The organism is Nocardia sp. NPDC058176 (genome assembly GCF_042883805.1).
Classification (GTDB): Bacteria; Actinomycetota; Actinomycetes; order Mycobacteriales; family Mycobacteriaceae; genus Nocardia.
Window position 1 is genome coordinate 112,816 of record NZ_JBHVVA010000005.1, and the last position, 16,714, is coordinate 129,529.

The window sequence follows — 16,714 nt, forward strand, 5'->3', positions numbered from 1 at the left end:
CTTCACTGTTACATACATGCCGTATGTATGTCTATAGCCGAGAAAATCCACCCAGGGTATGTGGACGAGTGACCAGCTCCGCGTTACCGTCGAGCCAACCACCTGCAGAGACGGAGCTCACATGTCCGTGCCCGACCGCGTCGCGCCGACCTCCCCGGCCGACCTCGGCCTCACCGAACTGTCCACCGCGATCGCCGACGGCACCATCACCTCGGTCGCGGCGGTCACCGACGCGCTCGACCGGATCGAGGCTTCCCAGCCGACGCTCAACGCGTTCCGGGTCATCCGCCGCGAGGCCGCGCTCCGGGAAGCCGCCGACGCCGACGCGCGACGGGCCGCCGGCACGCGACTCCCGCTGCTCGGCGTGCCGATCGCGGTCAAGGACGACACCGACATCGCCGGGGAGATCACCGCTTTCGGCTGTGGCGGGGAATTCACGCCCAAGACCGAGGACGCCGAATCGGTGCGCAGGCTGCGCGCCGCCGGTGCGGTGATCGTGGGCAAGGCCAACACCTGCGAACTCGGGCAGCTGCCCTTCACCAATGGCGCGGCCTTCGGGCACTCCCGCAACCCCTGGGATCGCACTCGCACGCCCGGCGGTTCCTCGGGTGGTTCGGCGGCGGCGGTCGCGGCCGGATTGGTGCCTGCCGCACTGGGTTCCGACGGCGCGGGCTCGGTGCGCATCCCCGCATCCTGGAACAATCTCGTCGGGATCAAACCGCAGCGCGGGCGCATCTCCACCTGGCCGCACGCCGAGGCGTTCTACGGGCTCACCGTCAACGGGCCGCTCGCGCGCACCGTGCGCGACGCCGCCCTGCTGCTCGACCTCGCCGCCGGACCTCACAGCGGTGACCTGCACACCCCGGCGCCGATCGACGCGAGCGCCGCCGTCTGCCGCGATCCGGGCAAGCTCAGGATCGCGCTCTCCCTGCGCATTCCGTTCACCGCGACCAAGACCGCCCTCGACCCGGAGATCGCGGCGGCCGTCCACGGGCTGGCGACGACGCTGCGCGCGCTCGGCCACACCGTCACGGTGGCCGACCTGCACTACGGACTCATGATCGGCGCCTCGTTCCTGCCGCGCTCGATGGCGGGGATCCACCGGGTGCATCGCGCGATGCCGGAGGCGGTCGTCGACCCGCGCACCACGGCCAACTCCCGCCTCGGCCGGGTACTCGGCGGTCCCGCCCTCGCCGCAGCCCGGCGCGTGGAACCGTTGCTGCACCGGCGGATCGGCTCGTTCTTCGACGACTACGACCTCGTACTCGCCCCGACCACCGCCACTCCCCCGCCGATCGCCGAGGAGATCGACGGCATCGGCGTCGGCGCCACCAACAACCTGATCACCGGCGCCTGCCCCTACACCTGGCCGTGGAACGTACTCGGCTGGCCGAGCGTGAACGTGCCCGCCGGGTTCACCGAGACCGGCCTGCCGATCGGCGCCCAGCTGATGGGCACCGCCAACACCGAGCCGATGCTGATCGCCCTGGCCGCCCAGCTGGAATCGGAACGGCGCTGGGAGCGGGACCGGCCGACGCCGTGGTGGTGAGCCCACTCATCGACTCGGTTCGACCCAGCCTTCGATATCGCTCTTGGTGCCCGCCGGACACCCGTCCTGACCGGACTGGCGGGGGAACATCAGCAGGCAGCGTTGTGGGCCCGCGGAGCCGACGGCGGTGGTGACCAGTACCGCGATCGAGGAGCCGTCGGCGACGCGGCGGGTGGAGAAGCCGAGGGTGCCGGTGACGCCGCGATAGTCGCTCTCGCGCAATTGCACTGCGATCGCGGTTCGATTCGGGGGCAGGTCGCCGAGTACGCCGCGGCTGCTGCGCACGGCCTGGAGGAACAGGCCGCTCACGTCGAAGGCGAGGCCGGTGCGATCGCCGGCCCAGCTCGGGCGGTAGTCGGTGAGTTCGGGGTAGCCGCGCAGGTCCTCGATCAGCCCGGCCAGTTCGGCGCAGAGCTGTTCGTGTTCGAAGGGCACCGGCTGATCGCCGAGTTTGCCGACGCCGCGCACGCAGTCGGCGCCGCCGAGCATCACCGGGGCCGCCTTCGCGACGTAGCGCACGGTCAGGTTGGCGGGCAGCGCGGCGGTCGCGCGCTGGTCGGTGATCAGCCGGGTGACCGCGTCGTTGCCGAGGATCGCCGGACCCGCGCCGCTGAGGCAGCCGCGGCTGACCGACTTGGCGAAGGTCGGGAAGTCGTCGTTGCGGCCGGCGAAGAACAGCAGGGTGCGGCGGTCGAAGCCCTCGGTCTCGCACGGGGCGGGAAAACGGTAGAGCTCCTGCTGTTCGCGCCAGCTCCAACTCCGCTGGACGACACCGCGTTCGGTCAGCTCGGCCCGTAGATCCTCGACCAGGCTGGTCACATACAGGTCGTCCTCGGTCTCCGGGTGATAGATCACGACTTCGTCGTAGCGGGGCGCGCCGCCCGGTTCCCGCGCGCCCTGGACGTAGTCGGCGACCAGCCGGGCCTGCACCGTATTGCTGGGCGCCGCCTGGAAATACAGCGGTGAGGCCTGGTCGAGGCCGTCGGCGGACAGCGTCGTCGCCACCGCGGGCACACCGAGTTCGCCGAGCCGGGTGATCGCCTGGCGGGTCTGGTCGTTGCTGCGGTCGATGCCGACGACGCCGAGCACGCTGGGGTCCTCGGCCACCAGCTCGCGCAGCGGGTTGTCGACCACCCAGCGGGCGTGGCGCATGTCCGAGCCGCCGTTGGCCACGATGACGCGCAGCAACGGTTCCGACTCGTCGGAGGCAAACAGGGCCCGGCGCTGCTGGACCGCGAGCCCGGCCAGCTCCTCGACCTGGGCGTGCGGGTAGCGCACATTGGTGTCGACATAGCTCAGACCGGCGAAGTACACCAGCGAGACCAGCGGCCGGTTCGGGTTGTCCTCGCGTGCCCGCGCGGCGGCCGCGTTGAGCCGGAACACCTCTCGCTGCATGGTCGACAACTCGGGATCATCGGTGAAGGTCTGCCTGGCGTTGTCGCTGTAGCCGACGCATTCACCGTCGCGCTGACTCACCGAGACGCCGTCGGTCCACGGCCAGTGCGAACACGCGATGCCGCGTATCGGCGGGAAGTACACCAGCGTGGCGGCGGCGGCCAGCGCGATCGGGATCAGCACGCACAGGCCGACGAACCAGCTGCGCGCGGCCAGCGGCGGGGCGGGCGGCAGGGCCATCCCGCGGAACCGGGGGTCGCCGACGCCGGGCGGGGTGTCAGCGGGCAGCAGCGCGCGCAGGGGCAGGAACCAGGCGTCGGCCTGGCGGTGGGTGCGCCGGTTGTCGATCTCGCGCACCCAGGTCTGCAGTGGGTCGGGCGGTTGCTGGGTCGGCGCGTCGGCCAGGCTCTCCAGGGTGCGCAGCGGGCGCAGGTCGCTGATCTGGGAGAGCTCGCCGACCTCGCGATGCGGGCCCTGCTCACGGAAGGCCAGCACGACCAGCGGATCGAAAAGCCCCGTCTCGTTGCGGATCTCGTTGATCCAGGTGAGGATGCGCGCGCCGTCGCTGCCCTCGGCGAGCCCACCGAACAGCGCCACCGGGTAGGCGGTGCGCCGCCAGCTCGACGGTCGCCAGATCCTGCGCCGGTAGGCATCGCGCAGGTCTTCGAGGAACGCGTGCACCAGGAGTTTGGCAACCTGCTCCTCGTTCTCGTCGACGCGGTGCGAGGCGGTCAGCCGGGACGCGAAACCCAGGAAACTGCCCGACAATTCGGGCGCGAGATAGCGCTGGTGCAGGAACCACCTGGTCACCTTCGACATGCCGGGAATGCGCCCGGAGACCCACAGCCACAGTCGCAGCACCGGCCACAGCGCGAGGACACCGAACACGACCCGCGAGATCGTGTCGCCCGCAACGCCTTCGGCGGTGTCGGAGTGACTGGCGGGTGTGCCACTGCGCAGCAGCTTCGGCAACCGGCGGCGCAGTTCGTCGGGCGCCTCGGACTCGTCGCTGGTGACGCGCTGCCTGGTCAGCCAGTCGGCGGTGCGGTAGCGCGGGAACTTGATCGCGCCCATCGCGGTGTCGTCGGCGGCGAAACCGGCCACCAGGTGCTGGATGATCGGCAGACAGTGCCCAGGGATCTCCTGGTCGTTGGCGTGCGGTCCCGCGTTGAAGGCGTTGAGGTCAGGGGTGAGCGCGGTGGGCGGCAGATCCGGCGAACGCAGATCGACCTTGACGCGCGGGGTCGCCCGCCTGCCGCCGGATTCGCCCAGCCAGCTGTAGAGATCGGCGACCAGCGCGGGGTGCCCCTGCACACCGACGATCTCGACGATCGGCCGCGGCAGAGTGCGCCGCCGGCGCAGCAGCGCCCGCAGGACGCGTGGCTTGGTGTCGGGAATCTCCAGCGCCCGCAACAACTCCAGCAACTTGCCGACATCGTTGCTCTCGGACATGTCGACGGCCTCCCCCGGAAACGATCAGCGCGCGCACCGGCCGAGCCGGTGCGTTCGCCGAACGATACCCCGAAGGACCGACGCTCAAACGATCAAAAGCCCAGCTTCCCCAGCTGTTTCGGATCCCGCTGCCAGTCCTTGGCGACCTTCACGTGCAGGTTCAGGTAGATCCGGGTGCCGAGGATGTGCTCGATCTGCTTGCGGGCGTTGGTGCCGACCTCCTTGAGGCGGGCACCGCTCTTGCCGATGATGATCGCCTTCTGGCTGGGCCGCTCGACATAGAGCAGGGCATGCACCTCGAGCATGTCCTCGTTGGCCTCGTAGGGCTCGATCTCCTCGATGACCACGGCCAGCGAGTGCGGCAGCTCATCGCGCACGCCCTCGAGCGCGGCCTCGCGGATCAGCTCGGCCATCAGGGTTTCCTCGGGCTCGTCGGTGATCTCGCCGTCGGGATAGAACGCCGGGCCCTCGGGCATGAGCGAGGCGATCACGTCGACGAGCACCTCGACCTGTTCGCCCTTCACGGCCGAGACCGGAACGACCTCGGACTCCGGGCCGAGCAGCTTCGACAGCGCCATCAGCTGGTGGGCGATCTCGTCGCGGCCCACCTTGTCGATCTTGGTGACCACGCCGAGCACCTTCGTCTTGGGCGCCATCAGCTTGATCTGCTCGACGATCCAGCGGTCACCGGGGCCGATCTTCTCGTCGGCCGGGATGCACAGCGCGATCACGTCGACCTCGGAGTAGGTGTCGCGCACCAGGTCGTTGAGGCGCTGCCCGAGCAGGGTGCGCGGGCGGTGCAGGCCGGGGGTGTCGACCAGGATCAGCTGGGCGTGGTCGCGGTGCACGATGCCGCGGATGGTGTGGCGGGTGGTCTGCGGGCGCGAGGAGGTGATCGCGATCTTGGCGCCGACCAGGGCGTTGGTCAGCGTCGACTTGCCGGTGTTCGGGCGGCCGACGAAACAGACGAAGCCGGACCGGAATTCGGTGTCCTTGCCGGGCTCAGCCACCGTGCACCTCGTTCAGCACGGCGCCGGTGCGGTCGGTGCGGATCACCGCCGCCGAGGGCGAGACCTCGCGCACCGCCTCGATCCCGGCGTCGTCGGCGTCACCGCCGACGACGACCGCCGCCTCGAAACCCTCTGCCCCACTGGAGATCGCGGCGGCCACGGCGGCCTGCAGCGCGGTCAGCGACAACGCGGTGAGCGCGACCTCGCCCGCGGCGTAGGTGCGGCCGTCGGTGTCGCGCACCGCGGCGCCGCTCACGCCACCGGTGCGGCCCAGCGCGCCGCGCGCCAGCACCAGCAGTTTGTTGTCCTCGGCGTCCAGTTCACTCATCGGCTTCTCCGTTGTCGTCGGGACCGGTCGCAGCCACCAGATCGGCGTCGGTGCGCGACTGCTTGTCGGTCTTCTTCTTGTCCTTGTCGGCCGCCCGGCGCACCAGCACGGTGTTCACCCGCATGCGGCCACGCGCGTCGGCGCCGCCCTCACCACGCAGGACCAGCCCGTGCACGGTCACCTTCGAGCCGGGCAGCGGCACGCGGCCGAGTTCGTGGGCCAGCAGACCACCCACCGTGTCGACGTCCTCGTCCTCGATCTCGAGTCCGTACAGCTCGCCGAGATCCTCCACCGACACCCGCGACGAGACCCGGTAGCGGCCGTCGCCCAGGTCCTCCACCGGCGGGGTCTCGTCGGTGTCGTACTCGTCGGCGATCTCGCCGACGATCTCCTCCAGTACGTCCTCGATGGTCACCAGACCGGCGATGCCGCCGTACTCGTCGACCAGCAGTGCCATGTGGTTGCGGCGCCGCTGCATCTCGTCGAGCAGGGCGTCGAGCGGCTTGGAGTCGGGGATGAACACCGCGGGGCGCATCACCTCGCGCACCGACACCTTGCGGCTGCGATCGGCATAGGGCACCAGGTCTTTGAGGTAGACCACGCCGAGCACGTCATCGACGTTCTCGCCGATCACCGGGATCCGGGAGTGCCCGGAGCGCACCGCCAGCGACATCGCCTGGGCCGCGGTCTTGTCGTCCTCGATCCAGACCATCTCGGTGCGCGGCACCATCACCGCGCGGGCGGCGGTGTCACCGAGTTCGAACACGGACTGGATCATCCGGCGTTCGTCGTCGGCGACGACACCGCGCTCGCGGGCCATGTCGACCACCTCGCGCAGTTCGATCTCGGAGGCGAACGGGCCGTTGCGGAAACCGCGGCCGGGAGTGATGGCGTTGCCGAGCAGGATCAGCAACCTGCTCACCGGGCCGAGCACCGCGCCGATGAGCTGCACCGGCACAGCGGCGGCCAGCGCGATCGAGTAGGCGTGCTGGCGCCCGAGGGTGCGCGGGCCGACGCCGATCACGACGTAGGACACCACCACCATCAGCGCGGCCGTGACCACCAGGGCGGTGCGCTCGTTCCACAGGTCCAGGGTCGCGGCGGCCAACAGCACGGTCGCGGTGATCTCGCACAGAATGCGCAGCAGCACCATGAGATTCACGTACCGCGGGCGGTCGTCGATGATGGTGCGCAGCCGCGCGGCGCCGGAACGGTCCTCGCGGACCATGTCGTCCAGGCGGGCCCGCGAGACCGTGTTCAGCGCCGAGTCCACCCCGGCGAACACGCCGCCGATCCCGATCAACAGGATCGCGAGCACGATCAGGATCAGTGAGGTCACGCCGGGCCCAGTGCGTCACCCGGTGCGGTGAACCCCGCCTTGCCGAGCAGTCGCGCGTCGCGCTCGGCCAGTTCGACACGGCGCTGTTCCTCGCGCAGGCTCACGTACCACTCCTCGAGCAGCTGGGCCTGCAGCGCGAACATCTCCTTCTCCTCCTCCGGCTCGGCATGGTCGTAGCCGAGCAGATGGAGCACGCCGTGCACGGTCAGCAGGGCCAGCTCGTGGTCGAGCGAATGGTCGGCCTTCTGGGCCTGGCCCATCGCGAACTCCGGGCACAGCACGATGTCACCGAGCATCGAGGGACCGGGCTCGGGGCTGTCGGGGCGGCCGCCCGGCTCGAGCTCGTCCATCGGGAACGACATCACATCGGTGGGGCCGGGCAGATCCATCCAGCGCACGTGCAGGTCGGCCATGGTGTCGAGATCGACGAGCACCATCGACAGTTCGGCGGCCGGATGCACATCCATCCGGCCGATCACGAAACGTGCCACGCTGACCAGGTCTTCTTCGGGAACGTCCATGCCCGATTCGTTGGCGATCTCGATGCTCACCTGTTCAGGGTACGGGCCGCTCCGTGCCGGGCACGGAGCGGCATCGTTCCAGCGTGGCGCCGGTTACCGGCGCTCGGCGCGACCGGCCGCCCGGCGTTGGGCCCGGTTGCCCGGGTAGTGCGGGCCCGGCACCGGACGGGGCTCGGCCTCGAAGCGGTCGTAGGCGTCGACGATGTCGGAGACCAACCGGTGGCGCACCACATCGGCGCTGGTGAGCTCCGAGAAGTGGATGTCGTCGATATCGGTGAGGATCTCCGCGGCCGCGCGCAGACCCGAGCGCTGCCCGTGCGGCAGGTCGACCTGCGAGATGTCACCGGTGACCACCATCTTCGAGCCGAAGCCGAGGCGGGTCAGGAACATCTTCATCTGCTCGGCGGTGGTGTTCTGCGCCTCGTCGAGAATGATGAACGAGTCGTTGAGGCTGCGGCCACGCATGTACGCCAGCGGCGCGACCTCGATGACACCGGAAGCCAGCAGCTTGGGGATGGCCTCGGGGTCCATCATGTCGTGCAGCGCGTCGTAGAGCGGACGCAGGTACGGGTCGATCTTGTCGTTGAGCGTGCCGGGCAGGAAGCCGAGCCGCTCGCCCGCCTCGACCGCGGGCCTGGTCAGGATGATGCGGGTGACCTGCTTGGCCTGCAGGGCCTGCACCGCCTTGGCCATGGCCAGGTAGGTCTTGCCGGTGCCCGCGGGGCCGATGCCGAACACGATGGTGTTGACGTCGATCGCGTCGACATAGCGCTTCTGGTTCAGCGTCTTGGGCCGGATGGTCTTGCCGCGCCGCGACAGGATGTCCAGGCTCAGCACCTCGGCGGGCGATTCGGAGACGCCGTCGTCGGTGAGCATGGACACGGTGTGGCGCACCGCCTCGGGCGTGATCACCCGGTTGCGGCCGGTCAGCGCCACGAGCTGCTCGATGACGCGCTCGGCCAGCGCCACATCACCCGCCTTACCGGTGATGGTGACGGTGTTGCCGCGGACATGGATGTCGGCCGGGAGCAGTTTCTCCAGCTGACGAAGGTTCTGGTCGGCCGAGCCGAGGAAGGGGAAAACAGACTCCGGGGCGAGTTCGATGCTGGAACGCACTGTTCGCGCCGCGGGACCCGCATTGGTTCCGCCTGCGCCGATGCCTGATACGGGGTTGGTGGGGTCGCCGATCTCGCCTGGATTCTTCAAAAGTGGCTATGGCCTGCTTCCGGTCTCGACTGTGTGTTCGATGACCTCAGTTTAACGCGCGGCACCGACACGGCCCAGCGATATAACGGCGCCCGACAGCACGACCGTGCTCGCAGGTCAGGCGGATCGTGGCGGTGGCTACCAGCGGTCGGTGAGCGCGCCGAGCGCACCCAGCGCGACCGCGGCGGCGGTGGAGGTCCGCAGCACGGTCGGCCCGAGCAGCACGATGTGCGCGCCCGCCTCGGCCAGCGCGGCCACCTCGGTGTCGTCGAGACCGCCCTCCGGACCGACGATCAAGATCACCTCGGCGGCTTCGCCCACCGGCAGCTCGGTGAACTTGCCGGTGCCGGATTCGTGCAGCGCGGCGACGATCACGCCGTCGGCGGTGGCCTTGCGCACCAGGTCGAGCAGGTCGCGGGTGCGATGCAGCTCGGCGATCTCGGGAATGTAGGCGCGCCGGGACTGCCGGGCGGCCGCGCGCGCGGTGGCGCGCCACTTCTCGATGCCCTTGGCGGCCTTGGCTTCCCAGTTCGCGACACAGCGCGCGGCCTGCCACGGGACGATCAGATCGACGCCCGCCTCGGTCATCAGCTCGACGGCCAGCTCGGAACGGTCCGACTTGGGCAGTGCCTGCACCACGGTCACTGGCGGGAACACCGGCTCCTCGACGCGGCGGTCACCGACCGCCAGCTCGAGCCGGTCCTTCTGCGCCGCGACGACCTCCGAGTCGGCGAGCACACCGTGCCCGTCGGACAGGGTGATCGATTCACCGATCCGGATCCGGCGCACGGTCGCGGCATGGCGGCCCTCGGGACCGTCGAGCACGGCGACGGCGCCGGGTTCGGGCACCTCGTCCAGATAGAAGACTGTCGCGGCCACCTCAGCGGCCGCTGAAGGAGGCGCGCAGCCGGGCGAACAGGCCGCTGTTGTGCTCGGACTGCGCCGACATCACCTCGGCACGGTCCCGATCGCGCATGCCCTTGAACTTGCGCAGCAGATCGGTCTGCTTGCCGTCGAGCTTGGTCGGCACCACGATGTCGAGGTGGGCGAGCAGATCGCCGCGCGCACCCGAACGCAGCCGCGGCATGCCGTGTGCCCGCAGCTGGATGACCTCGCCGGGCTGGGTACCCGCAGCGATGGTGAGCTCGGTCGGGCCGTCGAGAATGGTGTCGACGACCACGGTGGTGCCGAGGATCGCGTCGACCATCGGGACCCGGACGGTGCAGTGCAGATCGTCGCCGTCGCGGACGAAGGTGTCGTGCGGCTGCTCGACGACCTCGACGTAGAGGTCACCGGCGTGCCCGCCGCCGGGGCCGACCTCGCCCTGGGCGGCCAGGCGCACCCGCATGCCGTTGGCGACACCGGCCGGGATGGGCGCGGCGATCTCGCGGCGCGCGCGCACGCGGCCGTCGCCACCGCACTTGTGGCAAGGATCGGGGATGGTCTCGCCGGCGCCGCGGCAGGTCGGGCAGGGGCGCGAGGTGAGCACCTGGCCGAGGAACGAGCGCTGTACCGACTGCACCTCGCCCGCGCCGTCACAGGTCTCACAGCGCACCGGCTTGGAATTGCCGTTGGTGCCCGAGCCCACGCAGATGTCGCAGAGGATCGCGGTGTCGACGGTGAGGTGCTTGGTGACCCCGACCGCGCATTCGGCCAGGCTCAGCCGGGTGCGGATCAGCGAGTCGGCGCCGGGCTGCACGCGACCGCGCGGCTTGCGCGCCCCACCGGGCTGGCCGCTCATGCCACCGAAGAACGCTTCGAACACATCGCCGAGGCCGCCGAAGCCCGCGCCGTTGAATCCGGCACCGCCACCGCCGTTTTCGAGCGGGTCACCACCGAGATCGACGATCCGGCGCTTCTCCGGGTCGGTCAGCACCTCGTAGGCGGTGGAGACTTCCTTGAACCTGGCCTGCGCCGCCTCGTCGGGGTTCACGTCGGGGTGCAGTTCGCGGGCCAGCTTGCGGTAAGCGCGCTTCAGCTCCTGGTCGGTGGCGTTCTTGCCGACGCCGAGCAGTCCGTAGTAATCCCGTGCCACTGTGAGTTCTCTAGTCCTTGGTCGCTGTGGTCCAGCAGAGCGCCGCGCGCCCTTAGTCGAATCCACTCAACTTTACCGGCCGAAGTATCGACCTTAACAGTGTGGGTGGGGTCGTTCCCGAGCTGGCGTCACCTTTCGGCGAGCACTTCGCCGATGTAGCGGGCCACGGTCGCCACCGACGCCATGGTTCCCGGATAGTCCATCCTGGTCGGCCCGAGCACGCCCATGCCGCCGAGCACCGCGCCCGCCGCGCCGTAGCCGGTGGACACCACCGAGGTGCCACGCATCTGCTCGACCTGGGTCTCCTCGCCGATCTGCACCATCACCTGGCCGGGCTGCTGCGCCGCGGCGAGCAGTTTCAGCACGATGACCTGTTCTTCGAGCGCTTCCAGCACCGTGCGCAGGGAGCCGGGGAACCCGAAGTCGGCGACATTGCGGGTGAGGTTGGCGGTGCCGCCGAGGACGAGGCGCTCCTCTGGATGCTCCACCAGCGTCTCGACCAGCACCGTCGAGACGCGGACCAGCACGTCGCGGATCTTGGCCGGTGCGCGTTCGGGCAGCCCCGCCACCGACGCGCTGGCCACCGAGAGCAGTTTGCCGTCCATCGCGCCGCCGAGCAGACCGCGCACGGCGGCGAGATCGTCGTCGGAGATCACCGCGCCCAGATCGACGATGCGCTGGTCGACCCGGCCGGTGTCGGTGATCACCACCAGCAGCAGGCGGGCCGGATTGAGCGCAACGACCTCGATGTGGCGCACGATCGAGGCCGACACCGTGGGGTACTGCACGACCGCGACCTGCCTGGTGAGCTGGGCCAGCAGGCGGACGCCGCGGCGCAGGACGTCGTCGAGGTCGACGCCGGATTCGAGGAACTCCATGATCGCGCGCCGCTCGGCGCCCGAGAGCGGCTTCACCTCGGCGATCCGGTCGACGAACTCGCGATAGCCCTTGTCGGTGGGGATGCGGCCCGAGCTCGTGTGCGGCTGGGTGATGTAGCCCTCGGCCTCGAGCACCGCCATGTCGTTGCGGATGGTGGCGCTGGAAACGCCGAGGTGGTGCCGTTCCACGAGCGACTTGGAGCCGATCGGTTCCTTGGTGGCGACGTAGTCCGCGACGATCGCTCGCAGGACCTCGAAACGCCGATCTTCGGTGCTCGACGCCATCGACCCCACCTCCTCGCTCGTGCCGGGTACGTCATCGGCCCGCGTGTGCCGCTGCCGCACAGACTCGCACGCGGACGCTCGGAGCGTCTCGTTGTCCAGTCTAATTGTCTGCTTCGGCATCGCCGGGCCACACGGGTGTCGCGAGCGGCGCGCGGTGCGAAGTTCTCCACAGGCCGGGGTTATCCACAGGCGGCTGATCGGGTCTTGTCGGCGGGTGGACACCGACGTAGCTTCGGTGCTGAATCAGGGGCATTACCAGCATTTTTCGATTGTCTTCGACGTGCGGGGAGGGATCTGTGGTGCGGCAGGGTGGGCTGAGTCATGGGCGGGACACAGGTACGGCGGTGGCGCTGAACCCGGTGGCGTTCGCCGCGATCGACCGCGCGTGTGGGGAATTCCTCGATGTGATCGCGCGGATCCGGGCGGCGGCGGGGGAAATCGGCGGGCAGGCCCACTGGGGGCTGGGTGAGGGCGATGCCCGGTTGATCTCCGGGTCCACACTGGTGTCGCGATTACGGGCCAAGGCGGCCGAGCCGGGGAACAGCGTCGACACGGTGATGGCGGCACACGCACGCGTCGTCGACGATGTTCGGCGGGCGCATCGGATCGCCCTGGATCAGTTGGTGCGCGCCGACGAGGAGTGGGCCGATCGACTCGGCTCGGCGGAATCCGCTGTGGGGCACCGTGATCTGCCGATCGGGTGGCAACGGTGATGGCCGTGCACGAGCCACCGGGCATTCCCGGCGGCGGTGAGAACACCTGGAATTGGCGGCACCGGGAGATCACGGCGGCGTTCGAGCCGCTCGAGGTGACCGATGCCCATGCGCAAGCGGACAAGTTCGCGCTGATCGCGCGGTGGTGGGCGGAGGGGATCGTGGCGTTCGAACGCGCGATGGGTGAATCGCTCGCCGCGGCGTGGTCGGGCGTGGGCGCTTCAGCATCGGCCGCGGCGGTCGATGTGTATCTCACGCAGGCGCGGGAACTGAGTGTGGCGCTCGATGAGCTGCCCGAGGTGGTCAGGGCGGCGGCGGAGGCGATCGTGGCCACCAAGTACGCGATTCCGGCGCAGGCCGTCACCGAAGGGGAGGCATCGATGTGGGCGATGCGCGGTGCGGCGGAGTACCGGGCCGATTCGGCGGCACAGGACTCGGCGCGATCGGCGATGTATGAGCGGTATGTCGTTCCGTTCGGCGAGTTGGACGGGCGCATTCCGGTGCTGCCGTTGCCGAGTTCACTGGCCGATTCGACCGTGGAGATGGGTGATCGCGGGTTGCTCGTCGGGTCCGCGGGGCGGCCGGATTTCGAGATCGATGTGGGAGCTCGGTCGTCGGCGAGCGACGAGGTCGTCGGGGGTGGTTCCGATGCGTCGGCCGTGGGCGTCGGCGAGACGTCGGCCCGAGGACAGCGAAGTCCGGGTGGCACCGAGGATCCCGACACATCTGCGGCGGATGCTTCGCGCCCGGCTGCGGCGGAGTTGGGTGCTGTGACAGGGCCGGAGGACGGCAGGGTGGTCACGTCGTCGACGGTGGTCACCAGCGCACCGGTCGCCATGCCGTCAGCGGGCGGCACAGGAATCGTCTCGGCGCCGCAGGGAACGATCGGGCAGGTCGACGGGGCGATGTCGCCGAGCCGGAGTCTGTCGGCCAACCCGTATTTCGGTGGCACACGCCCCGCGAGATCGGCGCAGGGCGCAGGTGATCGCGCGCCGACCGGTGGCCCGCGCTTCCAACAGCCGGCGCGTCATGCACCGCTCGGTCCGGGTTCCGGGCGCAGCCTGCCGGGCGCGGCGGGTCCGGTGATCGGCGCGGATCGGCCGTATGGGATCACCACGACCCGGACGTCCGAGCGCTTCTTCCCCTGCACAGGACCGGTGGCCCCGCTGTCGTCGAGCGAGGACACCGAGCGCAGGCTCCCGGACTACTTGATCACCGAGGCGAACACCGAGGCACTGCTCGGTGACCCGCGACCGGCGATCGCCGGCGGGGTGATCGGTGCGGAGGACGACTTCCTGTCCGGCGAGCAGCACTCACCGGCGACTCGACGGTGACGGCGATGTCAGCGAGTCGAGGAAACCGTCGGCACTGGCCGCCCCGGCGGGACGGCCGATGCCGAGTCAGCCCCTGGCGGCCGAATGGGCGGCGCCGACCTGTTTGCCCGCGAGGGCATCGAGGCCGAGCATCGCCAACAGCGATACGCAATCTTCCGCATCATTGGAATGGGACGCGACCGTCCGCGCGGCGACCGCGCACTGATGTGCGGTCGCTGCCTTCTCGGCGGAGCGCGCTTCCGCGAATTCGCTCTGCTCGTGGACGAGGGTGATGTGCCGTTCGGTGGACATTTAGCTCCCTAGGATCGTCTCGAAGCCTACGCCCCCAATCGTTATCTTCGGCCCCTAACCCGCCGAAAACCGCCTTCGGCCACCCTGCCGTGGACCCCGCCGCACCTGGTGTGCATCGCGACGGTTAGTGACGATGACCGGGTGATCACCGATCGGTCACGGGGCGATCGAGAAGCACGAATTCCGGTCACGACGAAGTCACCGACGCGCTGTCCGCACTACCTCGAAACCGGACGAACGAGACCGGATCAGTCCAGGAGATCGCGCACGATGCCGTCGGCCAGCAGGCGGCCGCGGTCGGTGAGGACGAGATTGCCGTCGCTGAGGTGGGCGAGGCCATCGGCGAGGACGCGGTCGAGGGCCGGACGGGCCGTCGGCGCCAGATCGGTGACCGGCAGGCCGGTGCGGAGGCGGACGGTGAGCATGAGGTGCTCGGTGTAGCGCTCGTCGTCGGTGAGGGCTTCCCAGCCCGCGGCGGGCAGGCCGCCGAGGGCGACGCGGTCGGCGTAGCGGGCGGGGTGCTTGACGTTCCACCAGCGGACACCACCGACGTGGCTGTGGGCGCCGGGGCCCGCGCCGAGCCAGTCGCCGCCGTCCCAGTAGCCGAGGTTGTGGCGGCAGCGGGCGTCCTCGTCGGCGGCCCAGTTGGAGACCTCGTACCAGGACAGACCCGCCTCGCCGAGGCGGGCATCGATGCGCTCGTAGCGGGCGGCGAGCACGTCGTCGTCGGGTGCGGGCAGTTCACCACGACGGACCTTGCGCGCCAGCGCTGTGCCGTCCTCGACGATCAGGGAGTAGGCGGAGACATGATCGACACCGGCGGCCAGCACCGCGTCCAGGCTCGTGTCCAGATCGGCATCGGTCTCACCGGGTGTGCCGTAGATGAGATCGAGGTTCACGTGCTCGAATCCGGCGGCCCTCGCCTCCTTCGCGGCGGCGACCGCGCGACCGGGGGTGTGTGTGCGGTCGAGCACCCGCAGCACGTGCTGCGCGGCGGACTGCATGCCCAGCGAGACCCGCGTGTACCCGGCCGAGCGGATCCGCTCGAAGAATTCCGGCGAGGTGGACTCCGGGTTGGACTCGGTGGTCACCTCGGCCCCGGCGGCCAGCGTGAAGTTCGCCCGCACCGCGTCGAGCACCGCGGCCAGGCCGTCCCCGCCGAGCAGCGAGGGCGTCCCGCCACCGACGAAGATCGTGGACACCGCCGGTGTCGCACTCGGCAGGGCACCGAACTCGACCGCGGCGGTCGCGAGCTCACCGCGCAGCGCCTCGAGCCAGGACTGCGGCGAGGCCGAGGTCCCCAGCTCGCCCGCCGTATAGGTGTTGAAATCGCAGTATCCGCAGCGCGTCGCGCAGAACGGCACGTGCACGTACACCCCGAACGCGCCGTCACCGAAATCGCGCAGCACCGGCCGATCGGCATCGGCCGGGATCGCGCGAGCAGCTCCGGAGGCAGCACTGAGAGTCACCACTCCAGTCTGCCGCGCCCCGTCGCCCGCTCCCGCGCGACCCCGGCCGACACCCACGGGTCGAGGTCAGCTGACGACAGGCGTGTTCTGATTGGCAGCCAGCAGCCAGCGGCCGTCCTCCTTGGTCATGACGTACAACGGTGCCCCCTCGCCGTCGAGCTCGTCGCCGAGCGGATAGTGGAGCTGGCGCACCTTGACCGCGGCGACGTCGGGGCGCAGGAACAGGACATGCTCGACTTCGTAGGCGACGCGACCGCTGGGCGAGCCGCCGGGCAGGACCTGCGCGGTGAACTCCCCGATCGCGTCGCGGCCGAAGAGCTTCCTGCCGTGGCCGGTCGTCCAGATCGCGTCCTCGCGGAAGATGCCGACGAACTCGTCGACGAGTTCGTTCGCCTGGGCGTGCGCGACCGTCGCGACGACCGCGTGAATGGCGGCGATCTCGGTCTCGAGGTCGGTGGGAGTGTGTCCTGCGATGGTGACTTCGTTGCTCATCTCACCACCGTGCAACCTCAACAGCAGTCGAGGTCAACCACCGAGTGCGCCACCGCACGACAAGGGAATTCGACGCATCATCGGATGCTTTCCCGGTGCCACTTATGACCCACATCACAGAACTGGACGAGCATCCAGGGAATTTCCCTCGAAAGTGCGGGAAATATCTCCCTGCGGTCGGAACGACCCGGCTGACATGGCACAATAGGCTCCATGCACGCAACCGGAGTACGACTCGTGGCCCGTCGCCACGTCGACTTCCTGCGCGTCTGCAGTGCCTGTTGTCGGCCCGGTTCCCACCGGTAGCGCAGCGGCTTCCACGCCCGGGTATCCCCCGGTGTCTTCGACTCTCATCGGCCCGCTGACCACCTGACGCGAGCCAGCCCCTCGCGCCTTCAGCACGGATGTACCACCACC

The 16,714-nt window shown here is 69.7% G+C and carries 15 protein-coding genes; 3 read left to right on the forward strand and 12 right to left on the reverse strand.

Annotated elements, in window-relative coordinates; all coding sequences use genetic code 11:
- The first annotated feature begins 121 nt into the window (after nt 1–121).
- Nucleotides 122–1,549 carry an amidase gene (locus ACFVVM_RS24865; protein ID WP_387622666.1) on the forward strand — a complete coding sequence of 476 codons (1,428 nt, stop codon included), beginning with the start codon at nt 122–124 and terminating at the stop codon, nt 1,547–1,549.
- Between the two features lie 6 nt (nt 1,550–1,555).
- Here ACFVVM_RS24865 and ACFVVM_RS24870 read toward each other — a convergent pair whose 3' ends face one another.
- From ACFVVM_RS24870 to hrcA, 9 genes are all read right to left on the reverse strand, one after another.
- Complete coding sequence (locus ACFVVM_RS24870) at nt 1,556–4,396, reverse strand: ABC transporter substrate-binding protein (RefSeq protein ID WP_387622669.1); 2,841 nt, start codon at nt 4,394–4,396, stop codon at nt 1,556–1,558.
- A 92-nt stretch (nt 4,397–4,488) separates the two neighbouring features.
- Nucleotides 4,489–5,406, reverse strand: a complete 918-nt coding sequence (era, locus tag ACFVVM_RS24875) for a GTPase Era (RefSeq protein ID WP_387622672.1) — start codon at nt 5,404–5,406, stop codon at nt 4,489–4,491.
- Entirely contained in the window at nt 5,399–5,734 is a 336-nt protein-coding gene (locus ACFVVM_RS24880) for a cytidine deaminase (protein WP_387622674.1), read from the reverse strand. The genes era and ACFVVM_RS24880 overlap by 8 nt, the downstream gene beginning before the upstream one ends.
- The gene (locus tag ACFVVM_RS24885; RefSeq protein ID WP_387622676.1) at nt 5,727–7,073 is read right to left on the reverse strand and encodes a hemolysin family protein; all 1,347 of its coding nucleotides are present in this window, start codon (nt 7,071–7,073) and stop codon (nt 5,727–5,729) included. The genes ACFVVM_RS24880 and ACFVVM_RS24885 overlap by 8 nt, the downstream gene beginning before the upstream one ends.
- Nucleotides 7,070–7,624 carry an rRNA maturation RNase YbeY gene (ybeY, locus tag ACFVVM_RS24890; protein ID WP_387622678.1) on the reverse strand — a complete coding sequence of 185 codons (555 nt, stop codon included), beginning with the start codon at nt 7,622–7,624 and terminating at the stop codon, nt 7,070–7,072. The genes ACFVVM_RS24885 and ybeY overlap by 4 nt, the downstream gene beginning before the upstream one ends.
- A gap of 63 nt (nt 7,625–7,687) precedes the next feature.
- Nucleotides 7,688–8,752, reverse strand: coding sequence for a PhoH family protein (locus tag ACFVVM_RS24895; protein WP_387623477.1), 1,065 nt, complete (start codon nt 8,750–8,752; stop codon nt 7,688–7,690).
- Between the two features lie 186 nt (nt 8,753–8,938).
- Nucleotides 8,939–9,679 (reverse strand): 16S rRNA (uracil(1498)-N(3))-methyltransferase, encoded by a 741-nt coding sequence (locus ACFVVM_RS24900; protein ID WP_387622680.1) that lies wholly within the window; start codon nt 9,677–9,679, stop codon nt 8,939–8,941.
- Nucleotide 9,680: 1 nt separating this feature from the next.
- Nucleotides 9,681–10,835, reverse strand: coding sequence for a molecular chaperone DnaJ (gene dnaJ / locus ACFVVM_RS24905; protein WP_387622683.1), 1,155 nt, complete (start codon nt 10,833–10,835; stop codon nt 9,681–9,683).
- Between the two features lie 128 nt (nt 10,836–10,963).
- Entirely contained in the window at nt 10,964–11,998 is a 1,035-nt protein-coding gene (gene hrcA, locus ACFVVM_RS24910) for a heat-inducible transcriptional repressor HrcA (RefSeq protein ID WP_387622685.1), read from the reverse strand.
- A gap of 344 nt (nt 11,999–12,342) precedes the next feature.
- Here hrcA and ACFVVM_RS24915 point away from each other — a divergent pair, with 344 nt between their 5' ends.
- Both ACFVVM_RS24915 and ACFVVM_RS24920 read left to right on the forward strand, forming a co-directional pair.
- Complete coding sequence (locus ACFVVM_RS24915) at nt 12,343–12,711, forward strand: hypothetical protein (protein WP_387622688.1); 369 nt, start codon at nt 12,343–12,345, stop codon at nt 12,709–12,711.
- Between the two features lie 5 nt (nt 12,712–12,716).
- A complete protein-coding gene (locus tag ACFVVM_RS24920; RefSeq protein ID WP_387622691.1) occupies nt 12,717–14,045 on the forward strand; it encodes a hypothetical protein in 1,329 nt (442 codons plus the stop codon).
- A gap of 66 nt (nt 14,046–14,111) precedes the next feature.
- Here the strand turns inward: ACFVVM_RS24920 and ACFVVM_RS24925 are convergent, their stop codons facing one another.
- The 3 genes from ACFVVM_RS24925 to ACFVVM_RS24935 all read right to left on the reverse strand — a co-directional run bounded on the left by ACFVVM_RS24925 (nt 14,112) and on the right by ACFVVM_RS24935 (nt 16,297).
- A complete protein-coding gene (locus ACFVVM_RS24925; protein ID WP_387622694.1) occupies nt 14,112–14,336 on the reverse strand; it encodes a hypothetical protein in 225 nt (74 codons plus the stop codon).
- Nucleotides 14,337–14,584: 248 nt separating this feature from the next.
- Nucleotides 14,585–15,805: a radical SAM family heme chaperone HemW gene (hemW, locus tag ACFVVM_RS24930; RefSeq protein ID WP_387622697.1), complete on the reverse strand. Its 1,221-nt coding sequence runs from the start codon at nt 15,803–15,805 to the stop codon at nt 14,585–14,587.
- A 66-nt stretch (nt 15,806–15,871) separates the two neighbouring features.
- Nucleotides 15,872–16,297, reverse strand: a complete 426-nt coding sequence (locus tag ACFVVM_RS24935; RefSeq protein ID WP_387622700.1) for an SgcJ/EcaC family oxidoreductase — start codon at nt 16,295–16,297, stop codon at nt 15,872–15,874.
- Nucleotides 16,298–16,714: the final 417 nt, after the last annotated feature.